Here is a 12,563-nt window from a genome sequence, read left to right as displayed (position 1 = left end):
CATGCTGCTGGAGTTCCGTAAGTCCTCCTACTCGTCTGCCCAGGAGAACTGCGTCGAGGTCGCGCAGGTGGCGCCCGCCTTCCGTAAGTCCTCCTACTCGTCCGGCGGAGACAACTGTGTCGAGGTGGCGGATCTGCCGGCGGGTGCCGCCATCCGTGATTCCAAGAACCCGGGGGACGGTTTCCTCGCGGTAGGTGCCTCGGAGTGGTCCGCCTTCGCCCGTCTGGTCTCCACCCTCCCCTCCCAGGTCTGAGCCGAGCTCCGTTCCACCCCCGACCGGCGTCCGTGCCGGCCGGGGGTGGACGCATGCTCGAAGCGTCGCCGGCCGGCCGGGTCGGGACACCGTTTCCTCCCTGAATCGCCCATACGGCAAAATGGGGTCGTCCCCGATCCCCGAACGCCGAGGAGCAGCCATCAGCCGCCTGGTGCTATGGAACGTCGACCTCACCCTCCTCGACGTCGGGCAGGTCATGCGGGCCGCCTACGCCGAGGCCTTCGAGAAGGTCACCGGCGAGCCGCTGGTCTACCTGACGTCGTCGGCCGGTCGAACCGATTCCGAGATGTTCTTCGAGTTCTGCGCCCGCAACTACGTCGACATCGAGCCGGACGGGGAGATCCTGTCCGACTTCCTGGCGACCCTGGAGGAGACCTTCGGCAGGCGGGCCGACCAGATCCCGGCCAAGGGGCGGGTCATGCCCGGGGCGGCGGCCTCGCTGGCCGCGGTGGCCTCCATGCCGGACACGGTCCAGACCGTGGTCAGTGGCGGTACGCGCGCCAACACCACCGCCAAGCTGGTCGCCTTCGACCTGGACCGCTACCTGGACCTGTCCATGGGCGGGTTCGGTTCGGTGAACTACCCCAAGTCCAGCCTGATCCAGTCCATCCGCCTGCACGCGGCGGGCGAGGGGGGACGGGTCTACGGGGAGGAGGAGACGGTGTTCATCACCGGCTCCGTTCCGGACGTGCGCGCGGCCCTGCTCGGAGGCGCCACCCCCATCGCGGTGCTCAACGACTCCGCGACCGAGGGGCAGTTGCGTGAGGCGGGCGCCAAGATCGTCCTGCCCGAGTTGGGCGACCCCCGAGCGGTGATGACCGCCGTGCACCAGGCGACCCCCAAGTAGCCTGCGGGTACGCCCGAAGGTGATCTCTAAACCATCGTGGGGTAACGTGTCGATAACGACGGAAGGTGTCGTCAATGGAGGGCGTGTGCTTCTGTGTGCGTCGCCACCGAGCTTCACCTTCCGGTGGAGACCATACGTAACCGCCATGTAACGGTGTCGATCCTGTTCTCCGACGCGAAAAGCAGTAGCCTGGTCGCGGTCCCCGCTACGGTGGGGGCGGGCGTTTCCGCTCGCGGAAGCGCCTCCGAGGTGGGACAACGGTGTCCCGTCGCCTCGTTCCATATCGCCTGTGCGCACAGGTACCGACCCGACCACCATGTTCGTGGATCCCTTGCGCCTCAAGGGGTTCACGAGAAGTCACAACCCAGCACAGAAGTTCACTCTCCCGGCGGGGCGACCGGAGGATCGGCCGGCCCGTCACACCCTTCGAGTGTTCTTCACAGCGCTCGTGCGACGTTGCTCACAAAGGAGTGAGAGATCCCTATGTCCGGGCAATCCGACGTCATCCTCCAGAAGCTGCTCAGTGACGCGGCCTCTCGATGGAACCCCGGGACACGGTTGAGTCCCGAGGCCGCCGACGAGGTCCGCCGCCTGCTCCCCCTCTACTACCGGCACACGGACCCGGAGGAGATCAGCGGTCGCGGCCCCGAGCAGATCTGCGGGACCGCCGCCGCCCACCTGTCCTTCGGCACCGAACGTGCCCAGGGGCGCGCCAAGGTCCGGGTCTACACCCCCGACCTCGAACGGGACGGTTGGGAGCAGCAGACCAGCATCGTCGAGATCGTCACCGACAACGCTCCCTTCCTGGTCTCCTCCGTGACCATGACCCTGGCCGAGATGGCCACGGGCGTTCGGGTCGTCATCCACCCCCAGATGACCGTCGGCCGTGACGTGACCGGCCGACTGCGCGAGGTCGACCCCGAGATCGGCGGCGACGACCTGCTGCCCCTCGACGAGTCCTGGATGCACATCGAGATCGACCGGCAGAGCGATCCCGAGCGCGTCAAGGAGATCACCGAGAGGCTGGAGTCCGTCCTCGGCGACGTCCGCCAGGTGGACGAGGACGCCGCCAAGATGAGCGACCGGATCATCCGGATCGCCGACGAGGTCTCCGCCTACTCCGACCGTCTGGTCTCCGGCGGGGTCGACCCCCGCGAGATCGGCGAGAGCGTCGAGTTCCTGCGCTGGCTCTCCGACCGCAACTTCACCTTCATGGGGTACCGCGAGTACGCCCTGGTCACCGACGAGAACGGCGACGAGTCGCTGCGCCCCGAGCCCGGCACCGGCCTGGGCATTCTGCGCATGGACTCGCCCGCCTCCAGCGGTTTCGCGGCCCTGCCCCCGGAGATCCGGGCCAAGGCCCGCGAGCCCTACGTGCTGGTGCTCACCAAGGCCAACTCCCGCGCCACCGTCCACCGCCCCAAGTACCTCGACTACGTCGGCGTCAAGAAGTTCGACGAGCAGGGCAACATCGTCGGTGAGCGCCGTTTCCTCGGCCTGTTCACCTCGCAGGCCGCCACCACCAGCATCGGTCACATCCCGATCCTGCGCCGTAAGCAGGCCGAGGTGCTGGCCCAGGCCGGCTTCGAGGCCGACAGCTACGACGGCAAGGACCTCATCGAGCTCCTGGAGACCTTCCCGCGCGAGGAACTCCTCCAGATCCCGGTGGGCGAGCTGTACAACATCGTCCGCGGCGTCCTGCGTCTGCGCGAGCGTCGCGGCACCAAGCTGTTCATGCGCCGCGACCCGTACGGCGGCCGGTACATGTCCTGCTTCGTGTACATGCCGCGCGACCAGTACAGCACCCGGGTCCGCCTCGACATCCAGAACGTCCTCGCCGACGCCTTCCGCGGCGCGACGATGGACCACAACGTGATGATCGGCGCCGCCCCGCTGGCCCGCCTGTACCTGGTGGCCCGCGCTCAGCACGGGCACACCCTGGCCGACATCGACCAGGTCGCCCTGGAGGAGAAGGTCCGCCAGGCCGCCCGCTCCTGGGACGTCGACTTCGACGACGCGCTCGTCGAGGAGTTCGGCCCCACCCGGGCCACCACCCTAAAGGAGCGTTACGGCGCCGGGCTGACCGAGGCCTACAAGGTCGACAACAGCCCCACCACCGCCGCCCGGGACATCGCCGGGATCGAGGCCCTGATCCAGCGCACCTCCCCGGACGAGCGGGCGGGCGAGTTCACCGCCTCGCTCTACCTTCCCGAGGAAGAGGGCGACGACTTCTCCTGGCGTTTCCGTCTGGCCCGTATCGGCGAGCCCATCTCGCTCTCCCGGGTCCTGCCGGTCCTGGAGCACCTCGGCGTCGAGGTGGTCGACGAGCGCCCCTACTCCCTGGACGCCGAGGGCGTGGGCAGGATCTGGATCTACGACTTCGGTCTGGGCCCGATCCCCTCCTCCGACCTGTCGCCGAGCCGCCTGCGCACGCTCTTCGAGGACGCCTTCGACGCCTCCTGGCGTGACCTGGGCGAGTCCGACCGCTTCAACGCCCTCGTGGTCCGCGCCGGGCTGGACTGGCGTCAGCTCACCGTGCTGCGCGCCTACGCCAAGTACCTGCGTCAGGCCGGCTCCACCTTCACCCCCGACTACCTGGCCGACGTGCTCGTCGCCAACGTCGGGATCGCCAACCTCCTGGTGGAGCTCTTCGAGGAGCGCTTCGACCCGGATCGCGCCGACGAGGGGCGGACCGAACGGGTCGAGGCCGTCATCGGCAAGATCAAGGGCGAGCTGGAGGGCGTGGCCAGCCTGGACCACGACCGCATCCTGCGTTCGTTCCTGGCGGTCATCAACGCCACCCTGCGCACCAACCACTACCAGGGCGGCGACGAGGCGCGCCCGTACCTGGTGCTCAAGCTCAACCCGCAGGAGATCCCGGACCTGCCCAACCCGCGGCCCCGATACGAGATGTACGTCTACTCGCCGCGCGTCGAGGGCGTCCACCTGCGCTTCGGTTCGGTGGCCCGCGGTGGTCTGCGCTGGTCCGACCGGTTCGAGGACTTCCGCACCGAGGTCCTGGGCCTGGTCAAGGCGCAGATGGTGAAGAACTCCGTCATCGTGCCCAGCGGCGCGAAGGGCGGTTTCGTCTGCAAGCGTCTGCCCGACGGCGGTCGCGAAGAGGTGATGGCCGAGGTCGTCTCCTGCTACAAGCAGTTCATCAGCGGCCTGCTGGACGTCACCGACAACCTGGTCGACGGCCGGATCGTGCACCCCGAGCGCACCGTCCGCCACGACGCCGACGACTCCTACCTGGTGGTGGCGGCCGACAAGGGCACCGCGACCTTCTCCGACATCGCCAACGGCATCTCCAACGAGCGCGGCTTCTGGCTGGGCGACGCCTTCGCCAGCGGCGGCTCGGTCGGCTACGACCACAAGGGCATGGGCATCACCGCCCGGGGCGCCTGGGAATCGGTCACGTACCACTTCCGCGAGATGGGCGTGAACGTCCAGGAGCAGCCCTTCACCACCGTCGGCATCGGCGACATGTCCGGTGACGTGTTCGGTAACGGCATGCTGCTGTCGAAGCAGATCAAGCTGATCGCCGCCTTCGACCACCGGCACGTCTTCGTCGACCCCGACCCCGACCCGCACACCTCCTGGGTCGAGCGTGAGCGGATGTTCCGTCTGCCGCGCAGCACCTGGGAGGACTACTCCGCCGACCTCATCTCCGAGGGCGGCGGCGTGTTCCCGAGGACGGCCAAGTCGATCCCGGTCAGCCCGCAGATGCGCGAGGCCCTGGGTATCGAGGCCGACGTCACCGCGCTCACCCCGGACGAGCTCATCCGTCGGGTCCTGACCTCACCGGTCGACCTGCTCTGGAACGGCGGCATCGGCACCTACGTCAAGGCCTCCACCCAGAGCCACGCCGAGGTGGGCGACAAGGCCAACGACCAGGTCCGGGTGGACGCCTCCGAGCTGCGCGTCAAGGTGGTCGGCGAGGGCGGCAACCTGGGTCTGACCCAGCCGGCCCGGATCGAGTTCGCCCGTGAGGGCGGCCGCGTCAACAGCGACTTCATCGACAACTCGGCCGGTGTGGACACCTCGGACCACGAGGTCAACATCAAGATCATGCTGGACCGCGAGGTGCGCGCCGGCAAGCTCGACAAGGCCGACCGGGACCGCCTGTTCATCGACATGACCGACGAGGTCGCGTCGCTGGTCCTGGAGGACAACTACGCGCAGAACACGGTCCTGGCCGCCGCGCGCAAGCAGGCCCGGGAGATGCTGCACGTCCACGGCCGCTACATGCGTCACCTGGAGCGCACCAAGGTCCTCAAGCGCAAGCAGGAGGACCTGCCCTCCGACAAGACGATCGCCGAGCGCCGCGCCGCGGGCAAGGGGCTGACCGGTCCCGAGTTCGCGACCCTGCTCTCCTACACCAAGATCAGTCTCAAGGAGCAGATCGCCCTGTCGGACCTGGCCGACGACCCCTACCTGGCGTCGACCCTGACCGACTACTTCCCGACGCCGCTGCGTTCGGAGGAGTTCGCGGCCGAGGTGGCCTCGCACCCGCTGCGCAAGGAGATCATCGTCAACCAGGTGACCAACCAGTTGGTCAACCGGTCCGGGATCACCTACGCGTTCCGTCTCAACGAGGAGCTGGGCTCCAGCGCCGCGGACATCGCCCGCGCCTACCTGGTGGTCCAGGAGGTCCTGGGCCTGCGCGACCTGTGGGGCGAGATCGAGGCGCTGGACCACCGGATCTCCGTCGACAGCCAGCTCGTCCTGCTGCTGGAGATCCGCAAGCTCGCCGAGCGCTCGGCCCGCTGGCTGCTGCGCAACCGCACCTTCCCGCTGGACCTGGGCACCGAGATCGGGTTCTTCGCCCAGGGCGTGGGCGAGGTGCTCCCGCAGCTGGTGGACCTGCTGCGCGGACGTGACCGGGAGGCGTTCGAGGAGCGCCGTGACCGCTACACCGAGATGGGCGTGCCGGCCGCGCTCGCCGAGCGGGTCGCGGTCATGGTGCCCGCCTACTCCACCCTGGACCTGGTGGAGATCGCGCACCGTACCGGCAGCCCGGTCGGTCGGGTCGCCGCGCTCTACTTCGAGCTGGCGGACCGCTTCAACATCAGCTGGTGGCGTGAGCGGATCATCGATCTGCCCCGTGACGACCGTTGGGTCACCACGGCCCGTTCGGCCCTGCGCGACGACCTGTACGCCGCGCACGCGGACCTGACCGGTCGGGTCCTGGAGTCGGGCACGGACGTCTCCGACGACGAGCTGATCGCCGGCTGGAGCGAGCAGAACGAGACGGCCGTCCAGAGGGCGGGCATCACCCTCTCCGAGATCCAGGAGAACGAGCGCTTCGACCTGGCCACCCTCTCGGTGGCCCTGCGGTCGATCCGCTCCCTGGTGGGATAGGGCGCGCGCCCCGGTGGAACCGGGGCCTCACGTGAGGGGCGTACGGAGTGATCCGTGCGCCCCTTCGGCCTCTGGACGGGGCCCGGGCCCCGTCCGGGGTCCTACACTGGGTCCGTGGCAGAACTGGACCCAGCAGAGAAGATCAAGGAACTCGCGGCGACCCTGGCGAGTGTGACCGCCGTGTTGGACCTGGAGGCGATGCAGACCCAGATCGCCGAGCTGCGTGAGCAGTCCGCCGACCCCGAACTGTGGGCAGACCAGGACAACGCGCAGAAGGTGACGCGTCGCCTCTCCACCCTGGAGTCCATGGTCAACAAGGTCGGCGGTATCGGGCGGCGTCTCGACGATCTCGGTGTGCTCTACGAGCTCGCCGAGGCCGAGGACGACCCCGACACCAGGGCCGAGGCGGACCGCGAGCTCGAACAGCTCCGTAAGGAGATCGGCGAGCTGGAGGTGCGCACCCTCCTCAACGGCCCGCACGACGAGCGCGAGGCCATCGTCACCATCAACTCCCAGGCCGGTGGCGTCGACGCCGCCGACTGGGCGCAGATGTTGCAGCGCATGTACCTGCGCTGGGCGGAGCGGCACGGCCACCCCACGGAGATCTACGAGACCTCCTACGCGGAGGAGGCGGGCATCAAGTCCACCTCGTTCGCGGTGAAGTCGGCCTTCGCCTACGGGACCCTGCGGGGCGAGCACGGCACCCACCGTCTGGTGCGCATCTCGCCCTTCGACAACCAGAACCGTCGTCAGACCTCGTTCGCGGGCGTGGACGTCGTGCCGATGGTGGAGCAGAGCGACCACATCGAGATCGACGAGACCGAGCTGCGCGTGGACGTCTACCGTTCCAGCGGGCCCGGCGGTCAGGGCGTCAACACCACCGACTCGGCGGTGCGGATCACCCACATGCCGACCGGCATCGTGGTCTCCTGCCAGAACGAGCGTTCGCAGTTGCAGAACAAGGCGACCGCGATGTCGATGCTCCAGGCCAAGCTGTTGGCCCGCAAGCGCCAGGAGGAGCAGGCGGCCCTGGACGAGCTGCGCGGGGACTCGGTGAGCAGCTGGGGCACCCAGATGCGCAACTACGTCCTGCACCCGTACCAGAGCGTCAAGGACGTGCGCACCGGCATGGAGACCGGGAACACCTCGGGCGTGCTGGACGGGGACATCGACGGCTTCATCGACGCCGAGATCCGGTGGATGCGCAGCCGCGAGAACAACGAGTAGGAACGCACCGGTACGTCCCCGCCCCCGGGGCGGGGACACGCCCGGTCGCGCTTCGGACGTGGCCGGTGTACAGTCCCGGCGACCACGATGGATCGTGGTCCGGAGGTGGCGCCCACGTCTCCGCGGTTTTACCGAAACTGCTATATGTGAACGTTATCATCGGTTGACACCTCCGATATGCTCGTGGCTGTTGTCCGATAGTGCACTGATCTCCACAGATCTCTTGGGCGTGACGGGACCTGGACAATCCGGGCCACCGTCCCCTCTAAACTGTCGGTTGGCCATGCGGCCGGTACGATCCCGTGCGGAGCTCCTCCGCCGGGTGCCCTTACCTTCGAGAGCCTTGTGATGCGCCTGTGATCCACTTCGATAACGTCACCAAGCAGTACCTGACCCAGAAGCGCCCCGCGCTCGACGGTGTTTCCATCGACGTGGACAAGGGCGAGTTCGTCTTCCTGGTCGGCCCGTCCGGCTCGGGTAAGTCGACCTTCCTTCGCTTGGTGCTGAAGGAGGAGAAGCCCGACAAGGGGCGCGTGCACGTCGCGGGCAAGGACCTCGCGCGCCTGTCCAACTGGAAGGTTCCGCACCTGCGTCGCCGCATCGGCTGCGTCTTCCAGGACTTCCGCCTGCTGCCGAACAAGAACGTCTTCGAGAACGTCGCCTTCGCTCTGGAGGTCATCGGTAAGCCCAGGCGGTTCATCAAGAAGGTCGTGCCCGAGGTCGTGGAACTCGTCGGCCTCGAAGGCAAGGCCGGACGAATGCCCGGTGAACTCTCCGGTGGTGAGCAGCAGCGTGTGGCCATCGCCCGCGCCTTCGTCAACCGCCCGCAGATCCTGCTGGCCGACGAGCCCACCGGAAACATCGACCCGGCGACCTCCATCGGCATCATGAAGGTGCTGGACCGAATCAACCGCACGGGAACGACCGTCGTCATGGCGACCCACGATGCCGCCATCGTCGACTCGATGCGCAAGCGCGTGATCGAGCTTGAAGAGGGCTTGGTAGTGCGCGACCAGACGCGCGGCGTCTACGGCCAGGCGTACTGACCCCTGGCACTCGTCGCCGGGCGTCGGTCGGCGACCGCGAGACCACCGGCACGGCGAAGCCCCGAAGGATGGACCTTTAACAGATCATGCGAGCACAATTCGTTCTCTCCGAGACGTGGATCGGCCTGCGTCGCAACCTGACGATGACCATCGCCGTCATCACCACGGTGGCCATCTCCCTCGCCTTGTTCGGTGCCGGTCTGCTGGTCAACCAGCAGGTCTCCGAGATGCGCAACTACTGGGACCAGCGGATCACGTTGACCATCTACATGTGCAACGAGATCTCGCCGACCGCGGCCTGCCAGGAGAACGGTGCCGCGACCGACGAGGACCGCGCCGCCCTGGAGCAGCAGCTGGACTCCCTCTCCGAGGTCGATAGCTACCGCTACCTGACCGCGGCCGAGGCCTGGCAGGACTTCCAGGACCGCATCGGCTCCTCGAACGAGGCCCTGGCCGAGGCGGCCCAGGAGGGTGACATCCCGGACAACTACCGGGTGCAGCTCACCGATCCGGACAACTACGACGCCGTGCGCGACGCCGTGGACGGGGCCGACGGCGTCGACTCCGTGTCCAACGACCAACGCGTCCTCGAACAGTTCTTCGGGTTGCTCGACGGCCTCAAGTGGGCGGCCCTGGTCGTCGCCGGCGTGCAGCTGGCCGCGGCCGCGCTGCTCATCGGCAACACCATCCGGCTGTCGGCCTACAGCCGGCGCCGCGAGACGGGCATCATGCGCCTGGTCGGCGCCTCGAACTTCTACATCCAGCTCCCCTTCCTTCTCGAAGGCGCCATCGCCGGTTTCATCGGTGGTGTGATCGCGTCCGGGTTCATCGTGGCCACCAGGTTCACGCTGCTCACCCGGATCGAGGACTGGTTCCAGTTCGACGTCGCCCTGGGCACGGGCGCCCTGCTCTACGTCATCGGCGTCTCGGTCATCCTCGGTGTGCTCCTGTGCACCGTGACCTCGTTCCTCACCCTGCGTCGCTACCTGAAGGTCTGACGGCCCTCGGGTGGGCGCCGGGTACCGGGGGGCCACTGGCCCCCCGGACTCATGAAGGGATACAACCGTGGTGAAGGAAACCGGGCACAAGCTCATCGCCCAGAACCGCCGGGCCCGGCACGATTACCACATCGACGAGACCTACGAAGCGGGCCTGGTCCTGACCGGTACCGAGGTGAAGTCCCTCCGAGAAGGACGTGCCTCCCTCGTGGACGGCTTCGCGCACATCCACGACAACGAGGTGTGGCTCGAAGGCGTCCACATCCCGGAATACTCACAGGGCACGTGGACCAACCACTCGGCCCGTAGATCACGTAAGCTACTCCTGCACCGCGAGCAGATCTCCCGACTGATCGGCAAGACCCGGGAACCCGGGCGCACGCTGGTCCCGCTGTCCCTGTACTTCAGTGACGGCCGGGCCAAGGTCGAGATCGCTCTGGCCCGCGGTAAGCGTGAGTACGACAAGCGCCATGCGATCGCCGAACGTGAGGCCAAGCGTGACATGGAACGCGCGCTTCGCCGTCGGCGATAGCCCTCTTACGTCGAGGCGCCTGAAAGGAACACACAAGGTGTCCCCCCGTCCCCTCGGCCGCAGGATCGCGGCCGCCGGCAGTGGCCTGTTCGTCGCCCTGTCCCTCGCGGCGTGTACGACCCACCCCAGCCCGGAGGTGGCCGTCAGGTCCTTCCTGCTCTCCTGGCAGGACGGGGACCACGCCCGGGCCGCCGGGTTCACCAACGGCGACCAGGCCGAGGTGGAGGCGGCGCTGGCCGACGTGCACGACCAGCTCGACCTGGCCTCCGTCCGTTTCGACCTGGGCACCATCACCCGTGACGGCGACCAGGCCCTCGCGGAGTTCGAGGTCTCCGCGGACCTCGGTATCGGCGACCCGGTGTGGAACTACACCGGCCGCATGCCGTTGACCGACGGTCCGCAGGGCTGGTTGATCGACTGGTCGTCCTCGGTCGTCCACCCCGATCTCGACGATGGCGAGCGGCTGGCCGTCAGCTACGAGCTCGAGGAGCGCGGCCAGATCTTCGACCGTTCGGGCGAACCCCTCGTCGCCGCGGACAGCGTGACCGCCTTCGGTGTCCTGCCCGCCGAGATGGACGACAAGGAGGAGGGCGTCACCGAGCTGGCGGAACTCCTCGACGAGGACCCCGACCCGCTGCTCAACCGCGTGCGCTCCGCCCCGCCCGAGCAGTTCCAGCCACTGGTGCTCATGCGCGACTCCAGCGTGGACGGCACCCTGCTGAGCGAGGCGGGCAAGATCGCCGGGGTGCAGACCGAGGAGATCGAGATCAACCTCTCTCCGAGGGTCTCGCCCTTCCTGGTGGGAGAGGTCGCGGGTACGGCCGAGCACCGGGTCTCCTCCCGCGTGGCCGGTTCCTACCAGGCCGGCGACACCGTCGGTCTGAGCGGCCTCCAGAACCTCTTCCAGCACGAGCTCGCCGGTAACGCGACCACCCAGGTGGTCACCCTCGGCGAGGACGGCGAGCAGACCGCGGTCCTGGAGTCCTGGGAGGGCGTCCGCAGCGGCGGCATCGAGACCACCCTGGACCTGAACGTGCAGAGGGCGGCGGAGAGCGCCCTGGAGGGCATGCCGGGCGACGGCTACCTCGTGGCGGTCGACACCGCTTCGGGCGAGGTCCTGGCCGCGGCCAACGCCTCCGGACAGGCCACCGACGACGCCGCCTTCACCGGGTCCTACAGCCCCGGCGGTACCTTCACCATGGTGTCGGCCCTGGCCGCCCTGGAATCGGGTGCGGTCACCTCGGACAGCCCGATGCCCTGCGACTATCAGTCCGAGGTCGGCGACCGGACCTTCACCAACCCCAGTGGCGGTTTCCTCGCCGGGGACCCGGACCTGGCCCGCAACCTGGCCTTCCTGTGCACGGTCGGCTTCGTCGACGTCGCCTCCGAGGTCGGTGCCGAACAGATCCAGGACTCGGCCGCGCGCCTGGGGCTGGGCGCCGACTGGCAGCTTCCGCTGCCCACTTCCACCGGCACCGTCGAGGTCGGTTCGGGTGACGCCGACGCGGCCGCGGCCATGATCGGTGAGGACGGCGTCGAGGTGAGCCCGCTCGGGATGGCCCTCGCCGCCGCCGCGATCGCCGACGGCTCCTGGAACGGCCCCACCCTCGTCCGCGAGGAGGGCCCCTCTCCGGCCACCGAGGGCTCGCTGGACGAGGCGCACCTCGAAGTGATCCGCGAGGGTCTGCGCGAGGCCGTCACCAACCGTTTCCCCGAGGTCGGGGTCGGGGAGGAGCCGGTGTACGGGCAGGCCGCCAGGGCCGAGCAGGACGACACCTCCCTGCACTGGTTCGTCGGCTACCAGGGCGACATCGCCTTCGCGGTGCTCGCCGAGGTCGACCCCGAGATGACCATGTGGCAGCAGTACGCGGTGACCGCGGCCACGGGCTTCCTCAACGGTGTGGCGCACGGTGTTCCGGAGACCGAGGAGACGGTCGAGGGACAGCAGCAGCCTCCTCTCGGCGAGGCCGTGAACCCGGACTCCCTCCCCGGTACGGAGGCCGGGCCGGACCACTAGGGGATGACGCGATCGACGGCCCCCGGGGTCGGTGTGGAGGGACTCGATCTCCCACGCCGGCCCCGGGGGGTCTTTCACGTGCCTCACAGAGCCCGGGGAAGCGCCTCGGTCAGGGTGACCGGGGTGATCTCAGGGCGGGTGAACGGGCATCTCGACGACGGGTTCGAAAAGAGGTGAGACCCGGGGCAACCCTTCACGGCCTCGCGAGCGTCTTTCCGGGTGACTGGGCCCGCGACAGGGGGTAGCGGACCAGTTCGA

At 68.4% G+C, this 12,563-nt stretch carries 8 protein-coding genes; all 8 read left to right on the top strand.

The window, feature by feature from the left end; translation table 11 throughout:
* Window position 1 precedes the first annotated feature (1 nt).
* The 8 genes from TR33_RS11245 to TR33_RS11210 all read left to right on the top strand — a co-directional run bounded on the left by TR33_RS11245 (window position 2) and on the right by TR33_RS11210 (window position 12,305).
* The gene (locus TR33_RS11245; RefSeq protein ID WP_014912782.1) at window positions 2-253 is read left to right on the top strand and encodes a DUF397 domain-containing protein; all 252 of its coding nucleotides are present in this window, start codon (window positions 2-4) and stop codon (window positions 251-253) included.
* A 121-nt stretch (window positions 254-374) separates the two neighbouring features.
* Complete coding sequence (locus tag TR33_RS11240) at window positions 375-1,121, top strand: HAD family hydrolase (RefSeq protein WP_014909538.1); 747 nt, start codon at window positions 375-377, stop codon at window positions 1,119-1,121.
* Window positions 1,122-1,604: 483 nt separating this feature from the next.
* Complete coding sequence (locus TR33_RS11235) at window positions 1,605-6,485, top strand: NAD-glutamate dehydrogenase (protein ID WP_042283042.1); 4,881 nt, start codon at window positions 1,605-1,607, stop codon at window positions 6,483-6,485.
* Between the two features lie 114 nt (window positions 6,486-6,599).
* Window positions 6,600-7,712: a peptide chain release factor 2 gene (gene prfB, locus TR33_RS11230; protein WP_014911712.1), complete on the top strand. Its 1,113-nt coding sequence runs from the start codon at window positions 6,600-6,602 to the stop codon at window positions 7,710-7,712.
* Window positions 7,713-8,068: 356 nt separating this feature from the next.
* On the top strand, window positions 8,069-8,758 hold the full coding sequence (ftsE, locus tag TR33_RS11225; RefSeq protein WP_014911876.1) for a cell division ATP-binding protein FtsE: 690 nt from the start codon (window positions 8,069-8,071) through the stop codon (window positions 8,756-8,758).
* Window positions 8,759-8,844: 86 nt separating this feature from the next.
* Window positions 8,845-9,756, top strand: a complete 912-nt coding sequence (gene ftsX / locus TR33_RS11220) for a permease-like cell division protein FtsX (RefSeq protein ID WP_014912537.1) — start codon at window positions 8,845-8,847, stop codon at window positions 9,754-9,756.
* 67 nt (window positions 9,757-9,823) lie between these two features.
* The gene (gene smpB / locus TR33_RS11215; protein WP_014911332.1) at window positions 9,824-10,288 is read left to right on the top strand and encodes an SsrA-binding protein SmpB; all 465 of its coding nucleotides are present in this window, start codon (window positions 9,824-9,826) and stop codon (window positions 10,286-10,288) included.
* 37 nt (window positions 10,289-10,325) lie between these two features.
* On the top strand, window positions 10,326-12,305 hold the full coding sequence (locus tag TR33_RS11210; protein WP_042283039.1) for a penicillin-binding transpeptidase domain-containing protein: 1,980 nt from the start codon (window positions 10,326-10,328) through the stop codon (window positions 12,303-12,305).
* Window positions 12,306-12,563 lie beyond the last annotated feature (258 nt).

Origin of the sequence: Nocardiopsis alba (assembly GCF_000710955.1) — a bacterium.
Classification (GTDB): Bacteria; Actinomycetota; Actinomycetes; order Streptosporangiales; family Streptosporangiaceae; genus Nocardiopsis; species Nocardiopsis alba.
Note: the sequence above shows the minus strand (reverse complement) of the source record. Positions and strands in the feature narration are given on the sequence as shown.